This window comes from Streptomyces sp. NPDC056479, from assembly GCF_042795335.1.
GTDB lineage: Bacteria > Actinomycetota > Actinomycetes > Streptomycetales > Streptomycetaceae > Streptomyces.
Genome location: NZ_JBHTRZ010000001.1, coordinates 894,785 through 920,866 on the forward strand (window position 1 = coordinate 894,785; position 26,082 = coordinate 920,866).

Genomic DNA, 26,082 nt, shown 5'->3' on the forward strand with positions numbered 1-26,082 from the left:
GAAACGTCACGCCTCGGGCGCGTCCCCGAAGTCCGGGATCTCCAGCCTGACCCCGCCCTGCCGCGCCGACTCGTGCGCGACGATGCCCGGCAGGGTGTAGCGGGCAGCCACCCACGCGTTCACGGACGGCAGGCTGCGGCTGTTGACCGCGGTCACGAAGTCGTCGACCAGGAAGTGGTGGCTGCCTTCGTGGCCGTTGTGCAGATTGTCGAACTCCCGGGGCAGCCGGGCGCGGTCGTGCACCGGCGCCGAACCCGAGGTGAAGGCGGCCCGCAGGTCCGGCGCGATGTGCTGGAGCGACGGGTCGTCCGGGGACAGGGTGGGCTTGGGCTCCAGTAGCTCACTGATGTCCTTGACGCCCTTCTTGTCCTGCCACAGAGCCACGGTGGCGAGCTGTTCCATGCTCGCCTCGGTGCCGAAGAACCGGAATCGCGACTCCCGTATGTGGGAGGGATATCCGACGCGCCGGAACTCGTTCGTACGGAACGAGCCGCCGCCCGCGACCTCGAACAGCGCGGTCGCGTTGGACACGTCATTGCCGAACTGACTGACGGACTTGTCGAAGACGCCGTCGCCGCGGTCGTCCACGACGCCGATCGCCGACACACTCACCGCGTGCGTCTGCCAGGCCCCCAGCACCCCGCCCACCGCATGCGTCGGGTACAGCAGCGGGGGATAGGAGGCCGTCGCCTTCCAGTTCTCACCGCCGCTGTACTGGTACGCCTCGTAGAACCCCAGATCCATGTCGTGGACGTAGTCGCCCTCGGCGTAGAAGAGCCGCCCGAAGGAGCCCTCGGCGATCTGGTTGCGGGCGTGGACGGTCGCCGGGTTGTACTGGCTGGTCTCGCCCATCATGTACGTCAGTCCGGTCGCCTTGACCGCGTCGATGATCGCCGCGATCTCCTCCGTGGTGATGGCCATGGGGACGGCGGAGTAGACGTGCTTGCCGGCGTTCAGGCCCTGGAGCACCAGGGGGCCGTGGGTCCAGCGCTGGGTGAAGATCGCGACCGCGTCGACGGCCTTCGACTCCAGCATCGCCTCGTACGAGGGAAAGGTGCCGGCCAGTCCCTGTGCTTCGGCGAGCTGCCCGGCCCGCTCGGGCAGCAGATCGGTGACGTACACGTCGCTGACACCGGGGTGGGCCTGGAACAGCGTGGCGAACTGGCCGGAGAACTGGCCGGCGCCGACGATGCCGAGGGAGAACGTCATGGAGTGTGTGCCTTTCACTGGCCGAGGATGAGGTTGATCTGGTCGTTGGTCCTGGTCAGACCGCTCACCGGGGCGTCGTTGGCGTAGACGTCCTGCATGGCGGGGCGCATCAGGGAGTACACGTCCGCCGCATAGTCGGTGATCGGGAAGGAGAAGGTCGCGGAGTTCTTCTTGTCGGTGACCGGTTCGGTGAACGCGGACACGTCGATGCCCTTCTTCTCGTACGCGGCCACAGCCGCTGCCGTGCCGTCCGGGGTCGCGGGGAAGACGATGCCGTAGCCGCCGACGGTCTTCTGGCACTCGTTCGAGGCCAGGTACCGCACCCATTTCTTCGCGCCCTCCTTGTTGCGGGCGTTCTTGGTGACGGAGTCGGCGAGGCCGTTCATCATCGTGGCGCGCTTGCCGGTCGGGCCGACCGGCGTGGGCGCGGTACCGACCTCGAGGCCCTTGGTGCCGTAGTAGGTGGAGATCATCCAGGCACCGTCGAAGGAGGTCGCCGCCTTGCCCGAGGCGACCTGGGCGTTGGCCGGGTTGGCGCCGTCGGTGTAATCGGTGAAGGGCGCGAGATAGCCCTTCTTCGCCAGGCCGAAGTACCAGTCGACCACCGACTGGAAGGTCTCGCTGTCGTACTGGTACTTCGTGCCCCAGCGCGCCTTGTCCGTGTAGTTCCAGCCCGCCGAGGCGACGAAGGGGCTCCACGTGGTCTGGCCGTCGGCGTCCCCCGCACCGCCCGTCGCCATCCCGTACACCTTGACGTTGTTCTTGTCGAAGCCCTCCTCGTCACCGCGCTTGCCGTTCTTGTCGACGGTCAGATGCGCGATGGCCCTCTCGAAGGTGCCGCCGTCCTGCGGGTTCCAGGAGAGGGAGTTGAGTTGCCCGGCGCCGAGCCCGGCCTCCTTGACCAGCTTCTGGTTGTAGAAGAGGGCGACGGTGTCCCAGTCCTTTGGCGCGCCGTAACGGTGGCCGTCCTGGCCTCTCCAGTTGGCGGCGAGGCCCGCCTGATACGCGGAGTCGTCCAGGCCCAGGTCGTCGAGCGGTTCGAGCACGTTCAGGTCGGCGAACTGCCCGAACTTCTGTATGTGGTCGGTGAACACGTCCGGCTCGGTGCCCGCGATGAAGCTCGCGGTGAGCTTGGTCCAGTAGTCGGCCCAGCCCATCTGGGTGATCTTCACCTTCAGCCCGGGGTTCTGCTTCTCGAACCCCTTGGCGCAGGCCTGGTACGCGGGCAGCTGGTTGGCGTCCCACAGCCAGTACGTCACCGTGTTGCCGCCCGACCCGGCCGCGCCGCCCTGTGCGCAGCCGGTGGCCAGGGACAGCGCCATCGCCCCGGCCAGCGCCAGGACCGTACGCATACGAACTCGCATCCCTGTCCCCCTACTTGATGCCGGTGAAGCTGATGGAGCCGACGATGCGGCGCGCGAAGAAGCCGAACAGGACGAGCATCGGGAGGGCGGCGATGAGGGTGGCCGCCATGAGGCCGGACCAGTCGTAGCCGGTCTGCGGGGTCTGTGCCCGGAAGATGGCCAGCGCCACGGTGAGCACCCGCGAACTGTCGGTGTACGACACCATCAACGGCCAGAAGTAGTCGTTCCAGGCGGTGATGTAGGTCAGCAGTCCCAGCGTGAGGATCGGTGTGGAGGCCATCGGCAGCATCACCCGGAAGAAGATCCGTATCTTCCCGGCGCCGTCCAGCAGCGCTGCCTCCTCCACCTCGCGGGGCACGTTCATGAAGAACTGCCGCAGGAAGAACACCGCGAACGGCGTCATGAACATCGTCGGCAGCGCCACGCCCAACAGGCTGTCCACCAGGCCGAGTTGCTTGATGAGTACGAAGTTCGGCAGCAGGGTGAAGATCGTCGGCACCATCAGCCCGGCCAGGAACAGGGCGAACACCTTCTCCCGACCGCGCCAGCGCAGCCGGGCGAAGGCGTATGCGGCCATGGCGGAGAAGAAGATCTGGCAGACGGTGATCAGTGTCGAGACGATCACCGAATTGATCAGATAACGCCAGAACTTGAGCCCGCCGCCCGAGCCGCCCTGGGCGATGGCCTCCTCGGCCGACTGCAGGCCGAGGGCCCGCTCGAAGCCGCCGGTCGTCGCGTCGACCGGCAGCACATCGCCGGGATGGGCGGCGAGCGCGGTGTTCGAGGACAGCGCGGTGCGCAGGATCCAGTAGAACGGCAGCAGCGTGATGAGCACGATGGCGGCCATCACCGCCCAGGCCACGACCCGCCCGAAGGAGGGCCGGCTCCGCACGCGCCGTACGGTCGTCGTGTCTGCCACAGCAGCCATGTCGGTGTCTCCCTTCCCTCAGCCGAGGTCGCTCTGGCCGGCCCGGGTGAGCCGGTACTGCAGGACGGTGATGGCGCTCAGCACGACCAGCAGGGCCACCGACATCGCCGAGGCGTACCCGAACTGGAAGCGGCCGAAGGCGGCGCCGTAGATGTAGTACTGCAGGACGTTGGTGGCGTTCGCCGGTCCGCCGGCGGTCGTCACCGCGACCGTGTCGAAGACCTGGAACGAACCGATCACCGTCATGATCAGAACGACCGCAAGGACCGGCCTGAGCAGCGGCATGGTGATCCGCCAGAACATCCGCCACTCACTCGCGCCGTCCACCTTCGCGGCCTCGTACATGTCGTTCGGAATCGCCATCAGACCCGCGAATAGCAACAGCGCGGTGTACCCGACGTGGCGCCACACATTGATCAGGGCGATCGTCGGGATCGCCCAGGTCTCGTCCGCGAGGAACGGGATGCGGTCGAAGCCGATCCCGGCGATGATCTCGTTGCCGATGCCGAGCTGGGTGTCGAGGATCCAGAGCCAGACGATGCCCGCGACGACGTTGGACATCAGATACGGCGTGAGCACGATCCCGCGCAGCACCGCCGACTGCGTCAGCCGCTGGAGCAGGACGGCGATGGCGAGCGCCGACACCGTCTGCACGCCGATGTTGATGACCACGTACTCGACGGTCACCAGCAGTGAGTCCCAGAAGATCGGGTCGTGGACCATTCGGACGTAGTTGTCCAGGCCCACCCACTCCGGCGGCGTCAGCAGGTTGAAGCGGGTGAAGCTCAGATAGATGCCCCGCAGCGTCGGCCACAGCAGGAAGGCGGCGAAGCCCAGCAGCGCCGGCGCGATGAACACCGCGGCGAGCCGCCCGTCCCCCCGGTTCTCGCGGGCACTCGCCCGCCGTGCCCTCTGCTCGGTCCCTGCCCCCTCGACGCCACCCAATGGGAGACGCGACGGAGGGCTGCTGGAGGCGATGGTCATCAGAGACTCCCTCGTCCGCGGCTCGTCCTCGGTCACTTACTTTTGTGGCGGAAGAATCCAGCCGTCAAGGGGCCTGCAAACATCTTCTTCGAGACGCACCGACCGTCATAGACTGGCCTGGTTGCTTTTGTCGAGAAAAAAATCATGTGGGAGCCTGACGACCATGACCGCAGTAGCCGCCAGCTGGCTTCCCCTCAGCCCCGGTGAACGCTCGGTGGCGATCGAGGTGCTCCTCGCCGGCCCCCTGTCCCGCACCGAACTCGCCCGGCGGCTCGACCTGTCCGCCGGCAGTCTCACCCGGTTGACCAAACCGCTGATCGAGTCGGGGCTCCTGATCGAGGTCCCCGAGGCGGGCGCCCCGATCGAGGTGCGTCAGGGCCGCCCGTCCCAGCCGCTGGACGTCGTGGCCGAGTCACGGTCCTTCGTCGGCTACAAGATCACCGAGGACATGGTCTACGGCGTGGTGACCACTCTCAGGAGCGAGATCGTGGCCCGCTACGACCGCCCCCTGGACACCCATGATCCGGCCGAGGTCGTGGCCCTGCTGGGGGAGATGACCGACCGGCTGGCCGTGAGCCATCCCCGCCTCGCCGGCATCGGCATCGGCGTGGGCGGCCTCGTCGAGGACCGTGCCGTGGTGGGGGAGTCACCGTTCCTGCAGTGGCGCGACGTGCCGCTCGCCGAGCTGGTCGAGGAGCGTACGGGGCTGCCGGTGGTCGTGGAGAACGACGTCGCCGCGCTCGTGGAGGCCGAGACCTGGTTCGGCGCCGGGCGCGGCCTCGACCGGTTCGTCGTCCTGACCATCGGCGCCGGCATCGGCTACGGGCTGGTCCTGGGCGGCAAGCGGGTGCCCTACGCCGAGGAGGACCGCGGCTTCGGCCGGCACTGGATCGTCGACCCCAACGGACCGCTCACCCCCGACGGGGCCCGGGGCAGCGCCGTCTCCCTGCTGACCATCCCCAACATCCGCTACCAGGTACGCGCCGCCACCGGCCGCGACCGGACGTACGAGGAGATCCTCGCGCTCGCCGCGGCGGGGGAGCCGATGCCGGCCCGCGTCATCGAGGAGGCGGCCCGCGCGCTCGGCATCCTGGTGGCGCAGATCGGCAATTTCGTGCTGCCGCAGAAGATCCTTCTCGCCGGGGAGGGGGTGGGGCTGATGGACGTCGCCGGTGCGACTGTGGCGGACGCCATGCGCGCCCACCGGCACCCGCTGGCCGCGCCGATCGACCTCGAGACGAAGGTGTCCGACTTTCACGACTGGGCACGTGGCGCCGCTGTTCTGGCCATCCAGGTGCTGGTGCTGGGGGCGGCGGACGCGTGAACTCCGCGGCGCTTGTTGACAGATGGACGTGATCAGCAACACGGTCCGATATGTCCGCATTGAGTGTGCTTACTCACAGCGCCTTCACCTCAGGGACCGTATGCTTCACAGCATGTCCACCACTGTTGAAATCGCCTCCGATCGATCGGCTGACGAGGTCAACGAGGAGATCCGGGCGCTGTGGCGCCGGTCGGGCGGGACACTGAGCGTCGAGCAGCGCGAGGAGTACCAGCGCCTCGTCCTGGAGTGGGCCGCAGCGGCCCCGCAGACGGTGAAGGCGGCCTGAGCGCTCGCTCAGGCGCAGGCCCGAGCATCATCCTCGACCGACCTCGCCACGCATCGGAACACCCTCTCCGGGCACCCCTGACTCGATGGGTGCCTTCCTCGCACTGACCTCGGCCGTTTGCTACGGCATCGTCGTCCCCCAGCTCTCGGCTTCGCTCGAGCCGGGAGGTGCCCCCACCGCCGGCGGGTTGCTGTCCCGCCGCACCCACTTCGCCGCCGTCACCCTCCCCGGCCAGCTCGGCGGCCTGCTTCTCGCCGTCGCGGCGGCACTTCTCGTCTCCGCCGATGCCGTAGGTCTCACGGATCTGTTGTGGGGTGCGCTGTCCGGCGTCGGCAGCGGAGCGGCCATGCACTTCCTCAACCGGGGCCTGAGCCGAGGCGCGATGAGCACCGTCGTTCCGGTGAGCACCGTCACCTCCGTCGCGCTGTCCGTGCTGTGCGGTGTGCTGCTGCTCGGCGACCGGCCCGGTGCCGTCGCCTGGACCGGCTTCGCGGTCACCGTGCCCGCGCTCTGGCTCGTCGCGGACGACCGGGGCGGCCGGCGGGCCGACGGCGGCGCGACGACCTGGCCCGGCCCGCCGGGTGACCACCTCGCGCCGCGTGTCCGAGCCCGGCCCGCGCCGGTACCCCGGCCGGTGTGAGCGACGGGTTGCTCGCCGGCGCCGGCGTCGCCGTGCAGTACCTCGCGCTCGGCCGGGCCGGTCCGTCCAGCGGGCTGTGGCCGGTGGCGGCGGGCCGCGTGGCCGCCGTACTGGTGCTGCTGCCCGTCGCCGCCGGGTACGGCCGGGAGTTGCGGCTTCCGGCGCGACGGTGTGCGCAGGCGTTGCTGATCGGAGCGGGCGCGGCGCTCGGACTCATCCTCTATCTGCTCGCCGCCCAGCGGCAGTTGCCGGCGGTCGCCGTGGTCCTTGCCTCCCTCTACCCGGCGCTGCCGGTGATCCTGGGGTTCGCTCTGGTTCATGAACCCCTCACCGTGCGACGGGCGATCGGGCCGGCCGGTGCGGCGATGGCCACCGTACTGCTGACCCTCGGGTGACCGGGCAGGTCAGCTCCAGGTCGCCGAGTAGTACTGCCGATACGCCTTGCGGTCCTGTTCCGCGCGGATGAACCGGGTCGCGGCCAGGGCGACCAGGCTGCCCGCGATGACCAGCAGACCGGGGCCCACGTTCTTGGGGTCGGCGAGCCGGGCCAGCAGCGTCGTCGCGTCCTCACCGGTCACCGGGGCCGAGGAGCCCGGCGAGGCCTCACCGGGTGCGATGTCGCTCTGCGTCGCCGACGGATCCGGTGCGGCGCCCTGCCCGGCACCCTTCTGCGCCGCCACCAGCAGCTTGACGTTCAGCGCTGCCATGGCCTTGGTCACCGGCTGGAAGAACGTCGTACCGCCCGCGGCGCAGTCGCCGCTGCCGCCGGACGTCACACCGAGCGCGATTCCCTCGGAGAACATCGGGCCGCCGCTGTCCCCGGGTTCGGCGCACACGTTCGTCTCGATGAGCCCGGTGACCGTCCCCTCGGGGTAGTTGACCGTGGCGTTGAGCGCCGTCACCTCGCCGTCACGCAGTCCGCTGGTGCTGCCGCTGCGGAACACCCGCTGCCCGACAGCGGGATCGCCCGCGCCCGTGATCCGCACGCCCTTGCCGTCACCGATGGACACGACCTCGGCCCCGGCGCCCGCCTTCCCGCTCGCGTACTGCACCAGGGAGAAGTCACCGCCGGGGAAGTTCTGCCGGACGGTCTGGCCGATCTGCTGGGTGCCCCGGTTGTCGGCGAACCACACCGAACCGTCCGGCCCGCAGTGCCCGGCCGTGAGGATGAAGTCGCGCTGCCCGTCGGTCACGTTGAAACCGGCCGAACAGCGCCCGGCCGTCGACAGCAGCGGCAGCGCGCCGTTGAGCCGTGTCGTGAACGTGCCCTCGGTGCGCTCCATGCGGACGAAGTCGCCCATACCGTCCGCGAGCTCGGTCATCCGAGACCAGTCGGCGGACGAGACGGTGCTGTCGCCCTTCACGACCACGTCGTTGGACCGGTAGTCCATGACCCACGCCGTCCCCGCCACCCGGGGTGCGGAACGCAGCGTCGACGTCGCCGACTTCAGCTCGTCCATGGTGCGGTCGACCATCTTCGCCGTGGCGCCGGCCTTGCGCACCTCGGCGGCGGCGGCCTCGTCGGTGACCGCCACGACCGGCTTACCGTCGGCGCCGATCCAGCTGCCCGCCGTACGCGAGCTGCCCAGCCGTGCGACGAGATCGCTGCCGGTGTCCGCGGCCGTGGCGGCGAAGGTGCGCGGGACGGCGGAGGCGTCGCCGGGTTCGCTCGCCACGGCGCGTGTGACCATCGTTCCTCCGAGGAGGAGTCCGCCGACGGCCGCCAGCCGTGTCACCCGCCGGACGAGACGTCGTCGTGCGTGCCTCATGCATGGCTCCCGAACCAAGTACAGCGCGGCGTCAACGCCACGGGGCCCTCCCGGAGTTGAGCACCCTCTCTGCATACGCGGCCCGGCCCGCCCGCGTTCACCGCACGCCTGATCTTTCTCGTGCCGTCGTCAGGCAGCAGGGTGCCGGACAGCAGGTCACCGGCCATTTCGGGGAATCCGCCGCACATCACCGGTCACGCGGCACCCGCGCTGTTCCCGGGCGGCGTACAGCCCACCTATCTTGTGCCCCATGACCAGGAGCCCGCACGAAACGTCCGGCGAACCGAACCCCCTGCGCGCCCTCACCCTGGACCGGCTGCGATGTCGTACGAGCATGAAGTGGCGCGCCCACCCCGACGACGTCCTGCCGCTGTGGGTGGCCGAGATGGACGTACCCCTGGCCGAACCCGTGGTGCGCGCGGTCACCGAGGCCCTCGCGCTCGGCGACACCGGCTACCCGGCCGGCACCGGCTACGCCGAGGCGCTCGCCGGATTCGCGGAGAAGCGGTGGGGCTGGGACGGACTGGCGGTGGAGCGGACGGCGATCGTGCCCGACGTGATGCTCGGCGTGGTCGAGATGCTCAAGCTGGTGACGGGACCGGGCGATCCGGTCGTGGTGAACTCGCCCGTCTATCCGCCGTTCTACCAGTTCGTGGAGCACATGGACCGACAGGTGATCGAGGCCCCGCTCGGCGCGGACCTGCGCATCGACTTCGAGACGCTGGACGAGACCTTTCGACGTGCGGTCGCGGGCGGTCGCCGGGCCGCGTTCCTGCTGTGCAGCCCCCACAACCCGACCGGGACCGTGCACACCGCCGACGAACTGGCCACCGTGGCCGCCCTCGCCGACCGTCACGGCGTCCGTGTCGTCGTCGACGAGATCCACGCACCGCTCACCGCCGGCGGTGTCGAGTTCGTGCCGTACCTGAGCGTCCCGGGCAGCGCGAACGGGCTGTCGCTGATGTCGGCGTCGAAGGCCTGGAACCTGGCAGGTCTCAAGGCCGCCCTGGCCATCGCCGGGACCGCGTCCGCCGCCGACCTGGCCCGTATGCCCGACGAGGTCAGCCACGGGCCCAGCCACCTCGGCATCATCGCCCACAGCGCCGCCCTGCGCGACGGCACGGGCTGGCTCGACGCGCTGCTCGCGGGCCTCGACGACAACCGGCGGCTGCTCGCGGACCTCCTGGCCGAGCACCTCCCGGCGATTGCCCACCACCCTGCCGAGGCCACCTACCTCGCCTGGCTCGACTGCCGCGCCCTCGGCCTCGGCGACGACCCGGCGGAGGTCTTCCTGCGGCGCGGCCGGGTCGCCCTCAACTCCGGCATCCCCTTCGGGACGGGAGGTGCCGGGCATGTACGCCTGAACCTGGCGACGTCACCCGAGCTGATCGCCGAAGCGGTACGGCGGATGGCGGCGGCGCTCGACTGAGCACGGCCCTTGCGGGACCCGAAATCCCGTGTCCCACCCCGCCGCCTACACTTCCGGCCATGGACGACACGACACCGGCGCGGCTCGGCGCGGGCAAGTACCTGCTCATCACCAGCTACCGCAAGAACGGCACCGGCGTCCCCACCCCGGTCTGGGTGGTCCGGGACGGGGACGCGCTGGGCGTGTGGACGGTCGCCGACTCCTGGAAGGTCAAGCGCATCCGGGCGCGCGGCGACGTCCTGGTCGGCCCCTGCGACCTGCGCGGCAGGCCGACCGGCGAACCGGTCCCCGCGACCGCCGAGATCTGCGACGAGGCGACCAGCGCCCGCTACCGCAAGCTCATCGCCCGCAAGTACGGGATCACCGGCCGCCTCACGCTCTTCGGCAGCCGACTGCGCCGGGGTGCGAACGGCACAGTCGGCATCCGGATCACACTGACGCCCTGACCGAGGTCAGGCACGTCCGGTGCGGGTCACGACGCGTCCAGCACCGTGCCCGTGATCACCGGCGCCCCGGGGAGCGGCGCACCGGAGTCGTCGGCCGCCTGGAAGCGCACCGACTCGGACTGCTCCGCCACCTGGTCCTTCACCGTCGGGATCTGCAGTTCCGCGGACTTCTTGCCCGCCTCGACGTTCACCCACAGGAGGAACCCGTCCAGTTTGGACAACGGCCTCTCCGGATCCGGTGACGCGCCGGCGGTCTCCTCGAGCCAGCGGGGGTCGACGTCCTTCGTCGACAGTTCCCGGCCCTCGGTGACCGGCAGCAGGACGTACGTCCCGCTGATCTCGGCGTCGGCGACCGCGGACAGGGAGACCCGCCACTTCAGCGGCCGGCCCTCGGTCACCCGGCCGGCGACCGGTGTCACCGAGACCGTCGGCATCGGGTCGTCGTTCTCGACGGTCACCCCGCCCAGGTGGGCGCCGACCACGGCGGTGCGGACCGCCTTCACGAACACGTAGTGTCCCGTGTCGTAGCCGTAGCGCGGGTTGCCCTCGACCTTCACCGGTACGTCGATGGTCTGCGCGCCCGGCCGGACGGCGACCAGCCGGTCGGTGACCTTGCCCGTGACCGGGTCGGAGACGAACAGCCGTACCTGCCCGCTGCCCTGCCCGGAGACCCGGACCGGCACCTGGTAGGTCCGTACGCCCGAGTCGCCCTCCTTGACCTTCAGCCGACCGATGTCGACCCGGGGCAGCTGGGCCTCACGCACCTGGGCCGTGCCCGGCTGCCATGCCCAGGCGTCCATCAGCCAGGCCCGCCCGGACCTCGTGCGCGGCGTCAGCTCCAGCGACTTGATGTGCTTCAGATCGAGCGCGGCCGCGTCATCGGCACCGACCGGCACGCGCACCTCACGCGCCCAGTACGAAGAGGTCCGGTCCGACCCCGGAAGCCCGTCGACCTTGACCCGGCCGAGGGTCCGGTGCCGGCCGGCGGCATCGGTGACGGAGACGTCCAGCTGAGTACCGGTGGTGTTCGGCGGCACGATGACACGCAACGCCAGCGCCTTCGAGCCGGAGAGCGACAGCGACCGGTCGGGGCTGACGCGCGTGGCGGACCCGGCCGCGGACCAGCGCAGCGCGACCGCGCGGCGGCCCGGCTCACGGTCGGTCTCCCACTGCGCGAAGTGCGGTGAGCCGCCTGCCGTCTCCGACGACAGACAGGCCTTGGCCGAGGAGGGATCCACCGCCGAGCACAGCTTGGCCCCGCTCACGGTGACCTTGCCGTCCGGCAGGAAGCCGGCGCCGCGTCGCGCCCCCACCGCGTGGGTGAGGACACGCGCGGGATCGGCCGAGGGAGCGCGCCGCTCCGAGCCGTCGAGCAGCGGACGCACCCGGTCGTCGCCCGCGACGAACAGCCGTGCCGCCGCCGCGATGTAGGTGGCGCCGGCCTTGTGCTGCTGGTCGGCGGTCAGCCGGGTCCTGGTGCCGGGGGAGCAGACCGGGTCGCGCTGCTCCTCGTCGTCCCAGAAATCGTCGTCCGCCGGCGCCACGGCCTGGCCCGGCGTCCACTCGCTGTTGAAGAAGTTGTGGTTGGCGCCCACCACGTACACGGCACTGTGCAGTGCGGCGCCGTTGCTGACCCGGCGGGTGCCGTCGACGTACACCTCGCCCTGGAGATCGGAGACGTCGCCGTCGCAGCCCGGCAGGATCGTCATCGACGGCACGTCCGGGACCGGGTTCTGGCCGAAGATCGTCGGACCGATGAGCACGGTGCCGCGAATGTGCCAGCGCACCGGGCCGCGATAGCCGTCCTGGTCCGCGGGCGCCGGGTAAAGGCTGTCCATCGCCGCCCGGTTGACGCCCTCGCCGCCACGCGAGTGCCCCACCAGCAGCACCCGGGACAGATCGGCCCGGGGTGCCTGCCGTACGGCCGCCGGGGCCGTGCCCGGGTGGGCGGACCAGTCGGCCCAGCGCGCGAGATGCTGCCGTACCAGCGAGGAACGGGCCTGCGCGCCGCCGTCGTCGGCCTGCCAGTCCTGGCCGTTGATGCCGTTGGCGGAGATCGACACCGTCACATAGCCCTGGGAGGCCAGAAGCCGCTGGTCACGCAGATAGCCCCGGTGGCTCGGCACCGGCTTGCCGCCGGCGGCGCAGGGCCAGTCGCCGGTGATGTCGCCCTGCGGGGTGTAGCAGGTGAAGTGACGTCCGTGCAGGAACAGGGCGAGCGGTCGGCGGCCCTCGGCACCCTTGGGCGCCACCACCACGGCCCGCATCTCGACCGGCTCGGCGAATCCGGGCAGCCGTACCGGGGCGAGGTCGTACTCGCCCGTGACGGTCCGGTACGTGCCGGGCTTGCCCGGGTCGACCTGGTTCGCAGGGAGACGCTGGGGGAGCGTCACGCCCGAGCGTGCCCCGGAGGAGGATCCGGAGTCGGCCTCGGGCCCGTCCAACCGGCGTCCCGCTGCACGCACCTGAAGGTCCTGTACGGAGTCCAGCCGGACGCCGTCGAGGCCGAGCCGGAACGTCCGCCCGTCCTTGGCCTGCGCCGGATGGCCGAGCAGCCGGTCACCGGCGTAGAACTCGACCCGGGCGTCCCCCATGGGCACCCGTTCGTCGGACCGCCACACCAGCTTGCGCGCCGATCCCTCGCCGGTGACGCTCCAGTCCGGCGGCAGCCCCTCGGAGTCGGCCGACTGTGCTAACTGTCTTGTCTCGGACGCCGGTTGAGCCTGAGCCCACCCTGGCGACGCCCCCACGATCGCGAGCACCGCCAGGGCGGTGACCCCTATTCGCCGGGCACGCATCACGTGCCCCTCCTTCCGTTCGTCCCGGGACGGACGGCCCCGGGCCCTCACCCCGTGAGGACGGAAGCGGTGAGTTGTGCGTTGCCCGTGAAGGGAGAGAAAAACGATCAGGACGGTGCCGAACGGTCCTGTGGGCAGGAATGGGTGGGCGATACACGGGAAAGGCCACCACAATGAGCCGAACTCCCCAACGCCGCACTGCCGTTGTCGGCACCGGCCACCGTGCCCAGACCTTCACCCGCGCCCTCGCCGAACGCCCCGGCCACCTGGTCGCCGCCCTCTGCGACCCCAGCCCGACCCGTATGGCCTTCCACAACCGACTGCTGGCCGAGGCCGGCGAGCCCGCCGCCACCCGGTGGGAGCCGGACCGTTTCGCCGAATTGCTCGCCATGGAGGACATCGACGAGGTCGTCGTCACCACCGTCGACGCCGAGCACGACCGCTACATCGTCCCCGCCCTTCAGGCGGGCTGCCGCGTGGTCACCGAGAAGCCGATGACCGTCGACGCGGACCGCTGCGCCCGCATCCTCGACACGGTCCGCGCAACCGGCAACTCCCTCACCGTCGCCTTCAACTACCGCTTCAACCCCGTCCACGAGAAAGTCCGCGAACTCCTCGCCGACGGCGCGATCGGCGAGATCCTCTCCGTCCACTTCGAGTGGCTCCTCGACGTACGCCACGGCGCCGACTACTTCCGCCGCTGGCACCGGGAGAAGGACCGCAGCGGCGGTCTGATGGTGCACAAGGCGAGCCATCACTTCGACCTGGTCAACTGGTGGCTCGCGGACGAGCCGCGGGACGTCTTCGGCTACGGACGGCTGGCCTTCTACGGTCCCGAGGCGGGCGAACGCCACGGACTGCGCCGGGACTACGACCGTGCCCACGGCGCCGACCGGGCCGCCGACGACCCCTTCGCCCTGGACCTGGCGGCCAACGACACCCTGCGTGGCCTCTACCTCGACGCCGAGCACGACGACGGGTACGTCCGCGACCGCAATGTCTTCGGCGGGCCCGTCACCATCGAGGACGACATGGCCGTGCTCGTGCGCCACGCCAAGGGCACGACGATGACGTACCACCTCACGGCGTACTCACCGTGGGAGGGCTACCGGGTCATGTTCAACGGCAGCGCCGGCCGGCTGGAACTCGAGGTCGAGGAGAGCCGCTGGCAGCCACCGACGACCCGGATCACTGCCGACAGCGGCGCGCTGCACGGGGACACGGCCGCCGAGCACGCGGGCGGGGCACGGCTCACGCTGCGACCGCTGTGGCGAGCTCCGGTGGACATCCCGCTCGTGACCGCCCACGAGGCGCACGGCGGCGGAGACCCGCGGATGCTCGACGCCCTGTTCGGCCCGGTCGACCCGGAGCGGCCGGCCGACCCGGCGGCGGGCGCGGTGGCGCACCCCACGGCCACCGAACGCGACGGCGCGCTGGCCCTGGCCGTCGGGCTCGCCGCGAACCGCTGCTTCGAGACGGGACGGCCCGTCGCCGTACGGGAGTTGGTGCCCGGGCTGTGGGAGGGCTCAGGCGGGCAGGGGGATCAGGTCCAGGCCCGGTAGGGCTCGTCGACCAGCTGGAACACCGGCTCGCCCCGGACCGGGTCCTTCGCCGTGGACAGCCGGACCCGGTCCCCGCTGTGAATGCCGATGAGCGGGCCCATCACCCGGCCGCGCACCACGAACCCCTCGGCCATCTCCACGAGCGAGACATTGCGCGCCGCGGGAGTGTTGCGGTGGACCACCGTGGCGTGCCGGACGGTTCCCACGCCCTCGCTGCGCTCGGTGCGCAGCTCGCTGCACTGGCAGACCGGGCACAGCAGCCGGTGGTACATGGCGGTGGCACACCAGGTACAGCGCTGGAAGACGATGGCCTCCGTTTCGGGTGCCGTGCGGTCGAGTACGCCTGCCGCGAAGCCGGCGGTCTGACGAGTGACGTTTCCTGAGTGGTGGTACACGCTGGTCAACTCCCTGCGCCAGTCCGGAATCCCACGTGCGCGGGTCTCCCGTGCACGCCCATGCGCGGTTCGCCGTGCCGCCGTGCACACGGAGCAGCGTATGGCACTCAGTGCCACACGTAAAGGCACTGCGTACCCTGAATCTGGAACTGGTCTCGCCGCCCGCGGGTCAGTCGCGTCGGAGCGTGGCCTCGATCTCCTGGACCACCCGCCACAGCGGGGCGCCGCGCCGGGACACGACGACCACCACGTCGTCGGGCTGCTCGTCGGGGGCGGGGGCCGGGGGAGGGGCGGCTCCGTAGGTGGACTGCACATAGCCGAGGGCGTGATCCACGGCGGCGCCCGCGTCGTCCTGCCCGTCCGAACGCAGCCAGGAGCGCAGCGCGTTGTTGTGCGCCGCGACCACGGCGGCGGCGATCACATCGGCCCGCAGGGTCCCGTCCCGCCGCCCGGCGAAGCGCTCGCGCAGATACTGCGCCAGGGCCCGCTCGTAGCGCCAGACGACCGACAGCTCGTACGCGCGCAGCCCGGGCACCCTCTTGGTGAGCCGGTAGCGCTGCACCGAGAAGGTCGGGTTCTCGGCATACATCCGCAGCACCAGCCGGGCCGCGTCGCACACCCGCCGCACCGGTTCATGCGCGTCGTCGCTCGCGGCGAGGAAAGCCGTCATGTCGGCCAGGCAGCGCTCGTGGTCCGGGAAGACCACATCCTCCTTGGACGGGAAGTAGCGGAAGAACGACCGCCGTCCGACGCCGGCCAGCGCCACGATGTCGTCGACGGTCGTCTGCTCGTAACCCCGCTCCAGAAACAGCCGGAAGGCCGCCGCGACCAGGGCGTCCCGCATCGGGGGCTTGGTGGCCGCGGCGTCCGCGGAATCGTCGCCGTCCGGCTTCTCGGACCGCCGGCCGCGGCCGGACGCCGCACTGCTGGAGCTCATGGACGGAACGTAGCACCCAGAGATGCACTAATGGCACTCAGTGCAGCGCAACCAGGGAACTGAGTGCTCCAGCTCCCGGTCGATCCGACATTTGTTCGGCAGGCGCCGGTCTGCCTACGATCGCGTGCCGCCCCAGCCGAGGAGCCCCGCCATGCCGCCCGCCCGCCCCCGCATCCTGTACGTCACCGACCTGGCCTACCCGGCGCGCGGGCGCCGCTACTGCGACGAGGACATCCTCCTCACCTCCCGGCTGCGCGACGACTTCGACCTCGCCCTGTGCCACCCCCGGGACGCGGCCGCACTGATGGACGCCTTCGACGCGGTCGTCGTCCGCAACAGCGGGCCGGTCCTGACGTACCAGGACGCGTACGACGACTTCCGCCGCCGCGCGATCGCCGCCGGGACCCGCGTGTACAACCCGCTCTCCGGCAAGGCGGACATGGCCGGCAAGCAGTATCTGCTCGACCTGACCGCCGCCGGGCATCCGGTCATCCCCACCGTGGACCGCGCCGAGGACCTGGACCGACTGCCCAGGACCGACCGCTATGTCGTCAAGCCCAGACTGGGCGCCGACTCCATGGGGTTGCGGATCGTGCCGGCCGAGGACCTGCGCGCCTCGATCGACGGAGACGTCCTCGTGCAGCCGTGTGTCGACTTCGCCTACGAGGTCTCGTTCTACTTCGTCGACCACGACTTCCAGTACGCGCTCTACGCGCCGCACACCGACCGGCGCTGGCAGCTGGAGCCGTACGAACCCGCCGACGGCGACCTGGAGTTCGCCCGGCGCTTCATCGAGTGGAACGGCCTGGATCACGGCATCCAACGGGTGGACGCCTGCCGGGCGCCCGGCGGTGAGCTGCTGCTGGTCGAGCTGGAGGACCTCAACCCCTATCTGTCGCTGGACGCCCTGGACGACACGGGGCGGGACGCCTTCGTCACCGCGCTGACGGCGTCCCTGCACCGTTTCCTCGCCGCGCACGCCTGACCGCGGCCGCACGCTCACCCCGTTCCGCTGAACCGGCGGGACGCCAACCCCGTATCACTCCTCGGGGATTGGCGAAGCCCCGTGCAGACGGGGACGGAAGGAGAGCGGCGTGTCCACACGGCCCGACCCCGAGGAGCCGGACGAAGGCCCGGCCCTGGAACCGATCCGAGTCCTGCGCCCACGCCGCACCGACGCCCTCGCGGAGCTGTTCAGGGAGTGGGAGGAGGAAAAGGCCGGCTACGAGACCGTGGCCGTGCCCGGGTCCCGGCCCGGCACCGAGGACGCGACACAGGAACTGCCGGCCGTCGCCGAGCAGACGAGAATCGCACCGCGCCGCGGTGCCCGTCCCGGTCCGGCGGACTCCGGCCCCGGATTTCGCCGCACCGCCGTCGCGGTCGCCGTGACGGCGGCAGCGGTGGTCGGCTTCGGAGGCGCGCTTCTGCTGTCCCGCGACGACGGAGCGGAGGCCCGGGAGCCGGCTCCGTCCCCGACCGCATCGGCTTCGGCGTCGGACTCGGACCCGGCAGAATCCACCCCGGCCGCGCCGGGCGGCCCCGGAGCCGGCGAGGCCGGTGACTCCGCCTGTACCGCGTCCATCCGGACCGTCAGCAGCTGGCAGGGCGGCTTCCAGGGCGAGGTGACGTTGACCAACGCACCCGCGGCCTCGGCCTCCGGCTGGACCGCGACGGTCGTACCGCCCGACGGCGCCCGTCTGACGCAGGTCTGGGACGGCACCCTCGCCACGAACCCGGACGGCAGGGCGACCGTCACCAACGCGTCCTGGAACGGCGCCTTGGCGCCCGGCGCGAGCGTCACCTTCGGCTTCCTCGCCGCCACTTCGCAATCGGCGGAGCAGCCGTCGGCCACGGTCACCTGCGCGGCGAGCGCCGGCGCCTCATGACGGCCGGTGAGCGGGCGCCGGGGCCGCCTCGGGGCGACGGATCAGCGCCCGTGGTCGACCAGTGCCTGCGACACCGCGCGCACGCTGCGGGCGATGTGCTGCAACTGCATGACCTCCGCCGCGTACAGCTTGATGGTGTGCTCGATCACCGACTCGGGCATGCCGAGGGCGGGCAGGTCGGCCCGTGCGGTCTGCAGGGCGGTGCGGGCGACCCGGACCTCGTTCTGGACCTGGATCTGCGCATGCCGGGCGAGCAGCACGGGGTGGCGGATCAGCGCGGGATAGCTGGCGTAGCGGGCCGGCACCAGTTCACGCAGCCACTTGGCGGCGGAGCGTTCCCAGTCGTAGGAGCCGGGGGTCTTGACCTGGCACGGCCAGTCCGAGCTGATGCGCGTAGTCGTCAGGGTCATGGTCATCGCTTCCGGGTGTGCGGCGTCGTCCGGGGTGTTCGACGGGGTCGGGGCGGCCCCGGCCTAGGGGATGACCGGGGCCGCCGCCACGGGCGCTCGCGTAGGCGATGCCCGACCGAACAGCCCGGGCGCCGACGCGGGTAGGAGACGGCGACCACGGCTGTTCGCGAGGGAGCCCGGAAGGCAGACGGCAGTCGCACGACGGATGGGGTGACGTGCGCATGAGCGGACCGACTGCTTTCGGCGGGCGGATGGTGCGTGTGAAGTATTTATATATGCCGTCTGGTTTGCAAGACGTATGAAAACATTCATGCGTGATTTGAGTTGGATGGTGCCACTGTGGTCCGGTTTCACCGAAGTGGGGGTGTTGCCCGTGCGGGCGGGTGACGCGGGGGATCAGTCCCGGAGGAAGAACTGGTGCTCGTCGGAGATGTGCTCGTAGTCCTCGAGCCGCGCCTGGGTCCGCTCCGGGTCGGCGTCGGTCATGGCCTGCAGCAGCGCGGACGCCATCACGCCGGGAGCCGCGTAGGAGTCGAAGACCAGCCGCGATCCGGTCCCGGTCGAGAAGACGACGTCGGCGGTGTCGGCCACCGGCCCCAGCGCCAGATCGGTGACCAGGGCGACCCGCAGTCCGGCGCTGCGCGCCACCCGCACCGCGGTGAGCGTCTCCTGCGCGTGCCGTGGCATGGAGAACGCGAGCACCCACGTCCCGCCCGCCTCCCGCGACTGGAGCAGCGCGTCGTAGGCGACACTGCCGCCCCGGGTCACCAGCCGGACGTCGGGGTGGACACGGCGAGCGGCGTAGGCGAAGTACTCGGCGAGGGAGGCGGAGATGCGCAGCCCGAGGATGGTGAGCGGAGTCGACTGCGACAGCTTGCGGCCGACGGAGATGACCTGGTCGGGGTCCGCGAAGTCGCGCCGGAGGTTCTCCAGGTTCTCGATCTCGGCGTCCACGGCGGCCTGAAGCTCGTTGGCGCCGTTCTCCTCGGCGGCCGCCGGACCCCCGGCCAGCGCCCCGAGGGCGATCGACTGGAGCTTCTCCCGTAGCGCGGGGTAACCGCTGAAGCCGACCGCCCCGGCGAAACGGGTCACGGAGGGTTGGCTGACACCGACCCGCTCCGCGAGATCGGTGATCGAGAGGAACGCCGCCTCGGTGATGTGCTCGATCAGGTACTGGGCGATGCGCCGCTGCCCGGGGGAGAGCCGGGGCTGGTCGAAGAGCGTCCTGAGCTGGGAAGTCGGTGATGCCTCGGTCTCCGGGACCGATTTTCCCGACGTGATGGCGGATGCCTGAGCGCGTGCCTGCTGAGGCGATGGCACCGGTGCGCCTCTTTTGTCTCCCACAGTGCTTCAACATAGCTCACACACTGTGGCGATCAGGGCCCGCTCGGTGGCCCGCACTCATCGCCGGTAGATCGTGATCGAATGACCGACCGTGTCGATCGACCGACTGCTGTCGATCAGTTCGGCCAGCCGTCCGGTCGCCTTGGCCACCGAGGAGTCCGACACGACCAGCAGCCCGCGCACCTCGCGGACGGGCACCTTGCGCGGATCCGCGGCGCGGATTCCGTAGTACGACGGCACTCCGCTGCCCTTGTACACGAGCCAGATCCGCTCGCCCCGGTACCGCTCGCGCAGCCGGTCGGCCAGCCTGCCCAGATCCTGGCCCCAGTCCACGTTGGAGTCGTGCAGCCGCAGATGCGTCTTCGCCGGACCGCCGAACGCCTCATTGGAGTACGGCAGATAGTAGGGGAACGTCCGCAGCGAGCTGACCGCGACGAACAGCACCAGCGCCCCGGCCGCGACCGGCGCCCACCGCCGTCGCACCGTGAGCACACAACCCGCCGCCACCGCCAGGAACATGGGCACGAAGACGGCGTACCGGGTGCCGAAGTCCCGCGACCCCAGCATGGCCGCGCCGAGCAGCACGGCGGTGGGGACCAGCAGATACGGCACCGCGGGCCGCAGCCGCCGTACGGCCACCAGGGTGACGGTGCCCGCCGCCCATAGGGCGAGCATGCCGAGCGGCGTCTTCACCAGCAGCGCCGCCGGCAGGTAGTACCAGAGCGAGCCCGTGTAGAGCCGGCCGAACAGGAAGCCCTCCCACGGGTACTCCTCGAAGTCGAACTGGAAACGCATCCCGTCCCGGTACGCCTCCGGGAAGGGCAGCAGGTCCACGGCGAGCCCCCGCAACCCGTGCACCGCGGGAACGGGTTGCTCCGGCGCCCACCGCAACCGCGGATCGACCGCCAGGTACGACACCCATACGACGGCGACGGCGGCCAGTGTCATGACGGCCGCGCCCGCGGCGGCCCGCCCGAGCGCCCGCCGCCGGGACTCCGAGGGCTCTCGGGCACACCACACCGACAGCCCGGCGAGCGCCACGAGCACCGGAAGGGCGGCCAGCGTGCTCATCTTCGTCGCCAGCGCCGCACCCAGTGCGACACCGGCCAGGGGCAGGTGGAGGCGGGGCCTGCGACGGGCCCGCCACAGCAGCCAGACCGCCGTCAGTACGAAGCCGGCCGCCGGAACGTCGAGCGTGGCCAGCGAGCCGTGCGCGATGACGTCGGGGGAGAAGGCGTACAGCCCGAGCGCCGCCAGCCCCCCCGCCGAACCGGCGAGTTCACGGGCGAAGGCGAACACCACCAGCCCGAAGGCCAGCGTCAGGGCGATCACCGGGAGCCGGGCGAACAGCATCAGCCGCCACGGGTCGTTCCCGGATTCGTACAGAAGATGCCGTCCCAACCGGCCCTGATCGCCGGTGAAGGAGGAATCGACCTGCGGATCGGCGAGCGCCACCCCGACCGCGACGACCAGCTTTCCCAGCGGCGGATGCTCGGGGTTGTGGACCACCCGGTGTTCATGGAGGTACTCGGCGGCCGTGCCCACGTACACCGGCTCGTCGATCGTCGGGGTCTGCCGGACGGCGGTCGTCACCATCGCGACGGCCATCTGGCCCAGCAGCAGCACCACGAGGAGCGGGACGAGCCACCGCCCGACGGGCGGCCGCGAGGGCCGCGCGCCGGGCGGTTCGGAGTGCGTTTCCGGGGCCGGGGCCGTGTGTTGTTCGAGCGCCATCATCCGCTCCGCGGTGCCCTCGGCCCCACGGTGGCGGAAGCTGATCCAGAGCCGGCCCATGGGCCTACTCTGCATCAGTTCCGCCCGGGGACGGTGTCACCGCCTCTGGAGTCGTACCGACAGACCTTCCGTCGTGTAGACGGGTACGGCCCGGAGCGTGTCCGAGTTCAGCTCCACCCGGTCGAATTGTCCGCGCAGTCGCTCTGCCTCGATGACGGCAACCGTGCTCCCCGCGACCGGCGGGCGCCCGGCGTCCAGGCGCAGCGACAGCACGCTGCCCCGGCCCAGCACGACCCGGCCGGACACCTCCAGCGCCGGACCGTGGTTCTTGCGCAGCGGCAGCTCAAGCCGCGTGTCGCCCTCCTGGACGTACGAACCGCGCACCCGCAGCACCTTGTCGGCCCGGAGCGTGCTGCCGGCCACCCGCACATCGCCCTGCCCGAGGGCGTTGGCGGATGCGGCGACCAGCACGCCGCCCTCGACGGCCGTGCCACCGTGGTACCGGTTGTGCCCGGCCAGGGTGAGCGTGCCGGTGCCCCGCTTGGTGAGGCCGCCCTCGCCGCGGATGTCGTTGCGCCAGCTGTCCGCCGCGCCGAAGCCGCCGGCCGCCGCGTCGAGCGTGACCGTCACGTCCGAGTCGAAGGCGCCGTAGCCGTCCGCCGCCGTGAACAGGTCGAGCCGGCCCCACTGCTCGAAACCGTCCAGCAGGACGTACCCGCCGGGCAGCGCGGTCGTGCGCAGCACCTCGCGGCGCTGGGCCGCGGTCAGATAGGGCTGGCGCGTCTCCAGCAGCACCTCGGCGCCCTTCGGCACGGTCAGCGGTACGTCGCGGCCGCGCCGGGTCAGGACGTAGGTCAGTTTGGGCCGCACCGTACGGGCGTTGGCGTCCCGGTCGGCGTACGGATCCTCATCGGTACCGGCCGAGTGGGCGTAGGCGTACAGCGTGTCGGCGGTGGTCCCGGTGCGCTCCTCGAAGTACGCCAGGGCCTGGGCGCGGGCGGCGGCCTTGAGTTCGGCGTTGGCCGGGTCGACGAGGGCGGCGGCGGCCAGGGCCGTGGCCATGATGCGGCCACCGAGGACGTCGACCGTGGAGTGCATGCCCGCCACGATGCGGGTGTGGCTGAGCTCGAAGGCCCGGGTCACCAGCTCCTGGAAGCGCTCGGGCACGGCATAGGCGTACGCCAGGGCCGCCAGGTGCAGGGCGTTGGTGTGCCCGCTGGGGAAGCCGCCGTCCTCGGTCGCCGTCTCACCGCGCTGGCGCATCAGCTGCGGGGCGACGACCACCTCCGACTCGTAGACGGGGAAGCCGAACGCGTCCTTCCGCCCGGTGTCGACGACCTCGCTGTCCTCGTTCATCCGCCACGGACGCGGGTACTGGAAGGCGAACTTGGCCGGGTTGCCGGAGGCGAACGGACCGCGCACGGTGTCGACCAGCTTGGCCACCCTGCCCAGCTCCGAGTCGTACGACCCCGCGCCGATCGCGGATCCGGCCGGCGCGTCGGCCGGCAGGGCGTCGCTGATCTTCCCGGCGGGGGTGCCGTCCGGCGCGACGGTGATCGACGTGACCGCCCTGGCGCCCGACTTGTACAGGCCGGCCAGCGGACCGAGCCCGGCGATCACCGAGTAGCTCTGGTGCTGACGGTCGATGATGAACGATTCCTTCGCCTGCGCGTCCGTGCGCGCGGCGGTGATCCCGGCGCAGTAGCGCATGTTGGCGCGCAGCACCTCGGGCATCAGCGGCGTGCCGGTGTTCCAGGCGCCACCGGTCTTCCACACCTTCGCGAAACCGCCCAGGATCCGGACCACCGCGTTGGTCTCGGGCGTCAGGTTCGTGGTGACGTTGGTCTTGTAGTCGTCGACGAACGCGGCGGCGTTCGTGGCGGCCTTGGCGTCGGCGGCGGGGAGCCAGCCGGCGACGGCGGGGACGGCCAGCAGGGCAGCTCCGCCTCCGACGGAGGCCGTCAGAAAGCGCCTTCTATTGATGGACGGGGTGGTGTGGCCCCCGACGGGTGACGGCATGGGTGCCTCTCTCGAAGTTCTACGGCGCTACGGCCGGAAAGAGATCGAATGATCGACTCGACCGGCTGGAGCGCGGGAGACACACGAGGCGCAGGGGATCGAGTCGTACGAGCGAAGATCTACGGGCGAGTTGTGTCGGACCCGGGTGCACCCGGCGTCCGGCAGATGTCACACGAGTGAACGAGCGAGCGTCACGGCGCCCTCGACCGGCGGCACGGTCAGGGGCCGCGGCGTGGCCCCGGGCACGCTGTCGGCGAGAGCGGCGGCGAATGCGTCGTACAGCACGGACTGGGCGAGAATCGTGCTGCCGGCCACCACGACGTCGTCCACCGGGACTCCGCGGGCGGCGAGTTGCTCGACCAGCGCGGCCAGCGACCGGCCACCCTCGTCGATCACCGCGCGCGCGAGCGGCGAACCGGCCTCGGCGGCCGCGAACACCACCGGTGCGTGCCGGCCCCAGTCCGCCGAGATGTTCTTCGCGCCCTCCAACGCCCCGCCGAGCGCGGGCACTTCGGCGACTCCGAACGCGTCGACGAGCCCGCGCGCGAGTGCGTCGGGCCCGTCGCCGAGGTCGTGCGCGGCCCATACGGCCCGTACCGCCTCGCGCACGAGACCGGCCGAGCCGCCCTCGTCGCCGAGGACCGCTCCCCAGCCGCCGACCTGGACCGGGCTGCCGTCGGCCAGCCGGCCGACCGCGACGGACCCGGTACCGGCGACCAGGCCGACGCCCTTGTCCAACCCGGCGGCAGGGACGAGGAGTTCGGCGTCGCCCACCACCGACGCGGGTGCGTCGAAATGGAGTTGGAGCGCGGTGCGGATCTGGGCGCACTGGCGGGGGGTCTCACAGGCGTGTCCGCCGACGGCGAGTGCGGCGGGGCGGACACCCGCCGGCAGGACGCCGGCGACCAGCGCGGCCAGCCAGGCGGCGGCGGCCACCGGGTCGTGCGGCCGCCAGCCGCTGCTCGCGCGGACGTGATCGGCGACCAGGGCGTCCCCCGCGAAGGCACGGAGATGCGTCTTGGTGCCGCCCACGTCGATGCCGACCACGAGGGGGGACGAGTGGGGGTGTCCTGCACGGATCCTCTTTCGTCGTTGCGCTTCGGGCAGCGACGGCGGGCGAACCGTGCGGGGGCGCTCCGCTGGGGGGCCGCGATGAGCCGTCGGTTGTCTGCGGGATCGTTGTGGCTGGTCGCGCAGTTCCCCGCGCCCCCTGCGGGGCGCGAGGCCGGCGTCGTCGGGAAGCCCCGGGACGGGCTTCGGAATGGGAGCGGCAGGCGAGTACCGCATCAGTTCGTTAGGAAGTTAACTAACGAAGTAGGGTGCGTCAAGAGGCGCGGAATTCCCGTTGCCGAACGATCATTTCGGCGGTCCGTCCGCCGCAGCACGACCTGGGGAGACCATGGAGCTGAGCGAGAGCGCGCGTGCGGTGTTCGCGGTGCTGGCCGCGGTGGGCACCGCCACCCGCCCCCAGTTGGCGGCCGCCGCGGGCCTGTCCAAGCCGACCGTCTCCGCCGCCGTGGCCGAGCTGGAGGCCGCCGGCCTCGCCGCCCACTCCGGCACCGCCTCCGGCGCCACCGGCCGGTCCGCCGCCGTCTATCGGCTCGGGCCGGCCTCCGGCGCCGTGCTCGCCGTCGACCTCGGCCCCGCACAGACCCGGGTGCGCGGCTGCGCGCTGGACGGCAGCCTGCTCGCCGAGGGCACCGGCTCGCGCGCTGAGGCCGCCGACACCGTGCGGGGGGCGCTGGCCGCGCTGCCCGCGAACGCCCCGCTGCGTGCCGTCGTCGTGGCCGTCGGCGACGTCACCATCTGGGACCGGGACGGCACCGGCATGCGGCCCGCGACCGCCAAGGCCGGCCCCGTCTTCGACGCCATGGCCGTCGCGCTGCCCCCGGGCGTCCCCGTCCACCTGGAGAACAACGTCAACTGCGCCGCTCTTGCCGAACTGCACCAGGGCGCCGCGCTGGGCCGTGAGACGTTCGGCTACCTGCGGATCGGCGTCGGCATCGGCCTCGGCATCGTCGTCGGAGGGCGGGTGCTGCGCGGGGCCAACGGCGCCGCCGGTGAGGTGGCGCGGCTGCCGTATCCCTGGGTCGAGGGCCGCGAACCGCGCCAGGAGGCGCTGGAGGAGCACATCGGCGTACGGTCCCTGCTGCGCCGTACGGCCGAGGTGTGGCGGGACGCCGACGGGCCGTGCCCCGACACCGCCGAGCGGCTCTTCGCGCTGGCCGGCGAAGGGCATGCCACGGCGGGCACCCTGGTCGGCCGGCACGCCGCCGACGTCGGGCGGCTGGCCGCCGCCGTGGCCGCCGTCCTGGATCCCGGGCTGATCGTGCTCGGCGGCGCCGTCGGCTCGAACCCGCAGCTCGTGCCCGGCGTCCGGGCCGAACTCGCCCGGCTGAGCTGGCCGACCGAGGTGGTCAGCAGCGCGCTCGCCGACAGCGGCACCGTGGTGGGGGCCACCCGCATGGCCGTGGCGCATGGAATCCAAACCGTGACCGGTGCGGTCCAGGTGAAGCATTGACGGACTCCATCCGCTTCTGCCAATGTCCGGACAAGCGCTTTCTGAGCCGGCGGGACCCGGCTCGGGACGAGGTACTCCGCCGTACGACGCGTACGGC

General features: G+C 71.4%; 23 protein-coding genes. 10 read left to right on the plus strand and 13 right to left on the minus strand.

Annotated elements, in window-relative coordinates; genetic code table 11:
• Nucleotides 1-6: 6 nt before the first annotated feature.
• The 4 genes from ACFQ6S_RS04040 to ACFQ6S_RS04055 are packed head-to-tail and all read right to left on the minus strand — an operon-like array spanning nucleotide 7 to nucleotide 4,485.
• The gene (locus tag ACFQ6S_RS04040; protein WP_383404310.1) at nucleotides 7-1,209 is read right to left on the minus strand and encodes a Gfo/Idh/MocA family protein; all 1,203 of its coding nucleotides are present in this window, start codon (nucleotides 1,207-1,209) and stop codon (nucleotides 7-9) included.
• A 14-nt stretch (nucleotides 1,210-1,223) separates the two neighbouring features.
• The gene (locus ACFQ6S_RS04045) at nucleotides 1,224-2,561 is read right to left on the minus strand and encodes an ABC transporter substrate-binding protein (protein WP_383403082.1); all 1,338 of its coding nucleotides are present in this window, start codon (nucleotides 2,559-2,561) and stop codon (nucleotides 1,224-1,226) included.
• Between the two features lie 22 nt (nucleotides 2,562-2,583).
• On the minus strand, nucleotides 2,584-3,501 hold the full coding sequence (locus ACFQ6S_RS04050) for a carbohydrate ABC transporter permease (RefSeq protein ID WP_383403085.1): 918 nt from the start codon (nucleotides 3,499-3,501) through the stop codon (nucleotides 2,584-2,586).
• 18 nt (nucleotides 3,502-3,519) lie between these two features.
• Nucleotides 3,520-4,485: a carbohydrate ABC transporter permease gene (locus ACFQ6S_RS04055; protein WP_383403088.1), complete on the minus strand. Its 966-nt coding sequence runs from the start codon at nucleotides 4,483-4,485 to the stop codon at nucleotides 3,520-3,522.
• A gap of 163 nt (nucleotides 4,486-4,648) precedes the next feature.
• On the opposite strand from ACFQ6S_RS04055, the gene ACFQ6S_RS04060 reads away from it, so the two are divergent.
• The 4 genes from ACFQ6S_RS04060 (at nucleotide 4,649) to ACFQ6S_RS04075 (ending at nucleotide 7,130) form a co-directional block, all read left to right on the plus strand.
• On the plus strand, nucleotides 4,649-5,809 hold the full coding sequence (locus ACFQ6S_RS04060; protein ID WP_383403091.1) for an ROK family protein: 1,161 nt from the start codon (nucleotides 4,649-4,651) through the stop codon (nucleotides 5,807-5,809).
• A 100-nt stretch (nucleotides 5,810-5,909) separates the two neighbouring features.
• Nucleotides 5,910-6,095, plus strand: a complete 186-nt coding sequence (locus ACFQ6S_RS04065; RefSeq protein WP_383403094.1) for a hypothetical protein — start codon at nucleotides 5,910-5,912, stop codon at nucleotides 6,093-6,095.
• Between the two features lie 85 nt (nucleotides 6,096-6,180).
• The gene (locus ACFQ6S_RS04070) at nucleotides 6,181-6,735 is read left to right on the plus strand and encodes a hypothetical protein (RefSeq protein ID WP_383403098.1); all 555 of its coding nucleotides are present in this window, start codon (nucleotides 6,181-6,183) and stop codon (nucleotides 6,733-6,735) included.
• Nucleotides 6,732-7,130 (plus strand): EamA family transporter, encoded by a 399-nt coding sequence (locus ACFQ6S_RS04075; RefSeq protein ID WP_383403101.1) that lies wholly within the window; start codon nucleotides 6,732-6,734, stop codon nucleotides 7,128-7,130. The genes ACFQ6S_RS04070 and ACFQ6S_RS04075 overlap by 4 nt, the downstream gene beginning before the upstream one ends.
• A gap of 9 nt (nucleotides 7,131-7,139) precedes the next feature.
• On the opposite strand, the gene ACFQ6S_RS04080 is transcribed toward ACFQ6S_RS04075, so the two are convergent.
• Nucleotides 7,140-8,504, minus strand: a complete 1,365-nt coding sequence (locus ACFQ6S_RS04080; protein ID WP_383403103.1) for a S1 family peptidase — start codon at nucleotides 8,502-8,504, stop codon at nucleotides 7,140-7,142.
• 250 nt (nucleotides 8,505-8,754) lie between these two features.
• Here ACFQ6S_RS04080 and ACFQ6S_RS04085 point away from each other — a divergent pair, with 250 nt between their 5' ends.
• Entirely contained in the window at nucleotides 8,755-9,933 is a 1,179-nt protein-coding gene (locus ACFQ6S_RS04085) for a MalY/PatB family protein (RefSeq protein WP_383403105.1), read from the plus strand.
• A 59-nt stretch (nucleotides 9,934-9,992) separates the two neighbouring features.
• Nucleotides 9,993-10,379, plus strand: coding sequence for a PPOX class F420-dependent oxidoreductase (locus ACFQ6S_RS04090; RefSeq protein WP_383403108.1), 387 nt, complete (start codon nucleotides 9,993-9,995; stop codon nucleotides 10,377-10,379).
• Between the two features lie 26 nt (nucleotides 10,380-10,405).
• On the opposite strand, the gene ACFQ6S_RS04095 is transcribed toward ACFQ6S_RS04090, so the two are convergent.
• Complete coding sequence (locus tag ACFQ6S_RS04095; protein ID WP_383403110.1) at nucleotides 10,406-13,180, minus strand: hypothetical protein; 2,775 nt, start codon at nucleotides 13,178-13,180, stop codon at nucleotides 10,406-10,408.
• Between the two features lie 170 nt (nucleotides 13,181-13,350).
• Here ACFQ6S_RS04095 and ACFQ6S_RS04100 point away from each other — a divergent pair, with 170 nt between their 5' ends.
• The gene (locus ACFQ6S_RS04100; RefSeq protein WP_383403113.1) at nucleotides 13,351-14,739 is read left to right on the plus strand and encodes a Gfo/Idh/MocA family protein; all 1,389 of its coding nucleotides are present in this window, start codon (nucleotides 13,351-13,353) and stop codon (nucleotides 14,737-14,739) included.
• On the opposite strand, the gene ACFQ6S_RS04105 is transcribed toward ACFQ6S_RS04100, so the two are convergent.
• Nucleotides 14,721-15,134, minus strand: a complete 414-nt coding sequence (locus ACFQ6S_RS04105; protein ID WP_383403116.1) for a Zn-ribbon domain-containing OB-fold protein — start codon at nucleotides 15,132-15,134, stop codon at nucleotides 14,721-14,723. The two genes, ACFQ6S_RS04100 and ACFQ6S_RS04105, sit on opposite strands and share 19 nt — an antisense overlap.
• A 169-nt stretch (nucleotides 15,135-15,303) precedes the next feature.
• Nucleotides 15,304-15,978, minus strand: a complete 675-nt coding sequence (locus ACFQ6S_RS04110) for a TetR family transcriptional regulator (protein WP_383404312.1) — start codon at nucleotides 15,976-15,978, stop codon at nucleotides 15,304-15,306.
• Nucleotides 15,979-16,222: 244 nt separating this feature from the next.
• Here ACFQ6S_RS04110 and ACFQ6S_RS04115 point away from each other — a divergent pair, with 244 nt between their 5' ends.
• Both ACFQ6S_RS04115 and ACFQ6S_RS04120 read left to right on the plus strand, forming a co-directional pair.
• Nucleotides 16,223-17,056 (plus strand): hypothetical protein, encoded by an 834-nt coding sequence (locus tag ACFQ6S_RS04115; RefSeq protein WP_383403119.1) that lies wholly within the window; start codon nucleotides 16,223-16,225, stop codon nucleotides 17,054-17,056.
• A gap of 109 nt (nucleotides 17,057-17,165) precedes the next feature.
• The gene (locus ACFQ6S_RS04120; protein ID WP_383403121.1) at nucleotides 17,166-17,957 is read left to right on the plus strand and encodes a cellulose binding domain-containing protein; all 792 of its coding nucleotides are present in this window, start codon (nucleotides 17,166-17,168) and stop codon (nucleotides 17,955-17,957) included.
• Nucleotides 17,958-17,998: 41 nt separating this feature from the next.
• On the opposite strand, the gene ACFQ6S_RS04125 is transcribed toward ACFQ6S_RS04120, so the two are convergent.
• The 5 genes from ACFQ6S_RS04125 to ACFQ6S_RS04145 all read right to left on the minus strand — a co-directional run bounded on the left by ACFQ6S_RS04125 (nucleotide 17,999) and on the right by ACFQ6S_RS04145 (nucleotide 24,511).
• Nucleotides 17,999-18,373 (minus strand): hypothetical protein, encoded by a 375-nt coding sequence (locus ACFQ6S_RS04125; RefSeq protein WP_383403124.1) that lies wholly within the window; start codon nucleotides 18,371-18,373, stop codon nucleotides 17,999-18,001.
• A gap of 390 nt (nucleotides 18,374-18,763) precedes the next feature.
• Nucleotides 18,764-19,687: a MurR/RpiR family transcriptional regulator gene (locus tag ACFQ6S_RS04130; RefSeq protein ID WP_383403126.1), complete on the minus strand. Its 924-nt coding sequence runs from the start codon at nucleotides 19,685-19,687 to the stop codon at nucleotides 18,764-18,766.
• A gap of 81 nt (nucleotides 19,688-19,768) precedes the next feature.
• Nucleotides 19,769-21,448 (minus strand): ArnT family glycosyltransferase, encoded by a 1,680-nt coding sequence (locus tag ACFQ6S_RS04135; RefSeq protein WP_383404314.1) that lies wholly within the window; start codon nucleotides 21,446-21,448, stop codon nucleotides 19,769-19,771.
• Between the two features lie 93 nt (nucleotides 21,449-21,541).
• On the minus strand, nucleotides 21,542-23,464 hold the full coding sequence (locus ACFQ6S_RS04140) for a phosphatase PAP2 family protein (RefSeq protein ID WP_383403129.1): 1,923 nt from the start codon (nucleotides 23,462-23,464) through the stop codon (nucleotides 21,542-21,544).
• A gap of 168 nt (nucleotides 23,465-23,632) precedes the next feature.
• Nucleotides 23,633-24,511, minus strand: a complete 879-nt coding sequence (locus ACFQ6S_RS04145) for an N-acetylglucosamine kinase (protein ID WP_383403132.1) — start codon at nucleotides 24,509-24,511, stop codon at nucleotides 23,633-23,635.
• 352 nt (nucleotides 24,512-24,863) lie between these two features.
• Between ACFQ6S_RS04145 and ACFQ6S_RS04150 the strand changes: the two genes are divergently transcribed.
• Nucleotides 24,864-25,985: an ROK family protein gene (locus ACFQ6S_RS04150; protein WP_383403136.1), complete on the plus strand. Its 1,122-nt coding sequence runs from the start codon at nucleotides 24,864-24,866 to the stop codon at nucleotides 25,983-25,985.
• Nucleotides 25,986-26,082: the final 97 nt, after the last annotated feature.

What these genes read in the sequence shown, in the direction of transcription:
- ACFQ6S_RS04110 (WP_383404312.1), bottom strand. Translation starts at nt 15,978, where the DNA reads ATGCGGGACGCCCTGGTCGCGGCGGCCTTCCGGCTGTTTCTGGAGCGG.
- ACFQ6S_RS04085 (WP_383403105.1), top strand. Translation starts at nt 8,755, where the DNA reads ATGACCAGGAGCCCGCACGAAACGTCCGGCGAACCGAACCCCCTGCGC.
- ACFQ6S_RS04080 (WP_383403103.1), bottom strand. Translation starts at nt 8,504, where the DNA reads ATGAGGCACGCACGACGACGTCTCGTCCGGCGGGTGACACGGCTGGCG.
- ACFQ6S_RS04115 (WP_383403119.1), top strand. Translation starts at nt 16,223, where the DNA reads ATGCCGCCCGCCCGCCCCCGCATCCTGTACGTCACCGACCTGGCCTAC.
- ACFQ6S_RS04055 (WP_383403088.1), bottom strand. Translation starts at nt 4,485, where the DNA reads ATGACCATCGCCTCCAGCAGCCCTCCGTCGCGTCTCCCATTGGGTGGC.
- ACFQ6S_RS04125 (WP_383403124.1), bottom strand. Translation starts at nt 18,373, where the DNA reads ATGACCATGACCCTGACGACTACGCGCATCAGCTCGGACTGGCCGTGC.
- ACFQ6S_RS04090 (WP_383403108.1), top strand. Translation starts at nt 9,993, where the DNA reads ATGGACGACACGACACCGGCGCGGCTCGGCGCGGGCAAGTACCTGCTC.
- ACFQ6S_RS04070 (WP_383403098.1), top strand. Translation starts at nt 6,181, where the DNA reads ATGGGTGCCTTCCTCGCACTGACCTCGGCCGTTTGCTACGGCATCGTC.
- ACFQ6S_RS04150 (WP_383403136.1), top strand. Translation starts at nt 24,864, where the DNA reads ATGGAGCTGAGCGAGAGCGCGCGTGCGGTGTTCGCGGTGCTGGCCGCG.
- ACFQ6S_RS04060 (WP_383403091.1), top strand. Translation starts at nt 4,649, where the DNA reads ATGACCGCAGTAGCCGCCAGCTGGCTTCCCCTCAGCCCCGGTGAACGC.
- ACFQ6S_RS04040 (WP_383404310.1), bottom strand. Translation starts at nt 1,209, where the DNA reads ATGACGTTCTCCCTCGGCATCGTCGGCGCCGGCCAGTTCTCCGGCCAG.
- ACFQ6S_RS04065 (WP_383403094.1), top strand. Translation starts at nt 5,910, where the DNA reads ATGCTTCACAGCATGTCCACCACTGTTGAAATCGCCTCCGATCGATCG.
- ACFQ6S_RS04050 (WP_383403085.1), bottom strand. Translation starts at nt 3,501, where the DNA reads ATGGCTGCTGTGGCAGACACGACGACCGTACGGCGCGTGCGGAGCCGG.
- ACFQ6S_RS04135 (WP_383404314.1), bottom strand. Translation starts at nt 21,448, where the DNA reads ATGATGGCGCTCGAACAACACACGGCCCCGGCCCCGGAAACGCACTCC.
- ACFQ6S_RS04140 (WP_383403129.1), bottom strand. Translation starts at nt 23,464, where the DNA reads ATGCCGTCACCCGTCGGGGGCCACACCACCCCGTCCATCAATAGAAGG.
- ACFQ6S_RS04100 (WP_383403113.1), top strand. Translation starts at nt 13,351, where the DNA reads ATGAGCCGAACTCCCCAACGCCGCACTGCCGTTGTCGGCACCGGCCAC.
- ACFQ6S_RS04045 (WP_383403082.1), bottom strand. Translation starts at nt 2,561, where the DNA reads ATGCGTACGGTCCTGGCGCTGGCCGGGGCGATGGCGCTGTCCCTGGCC.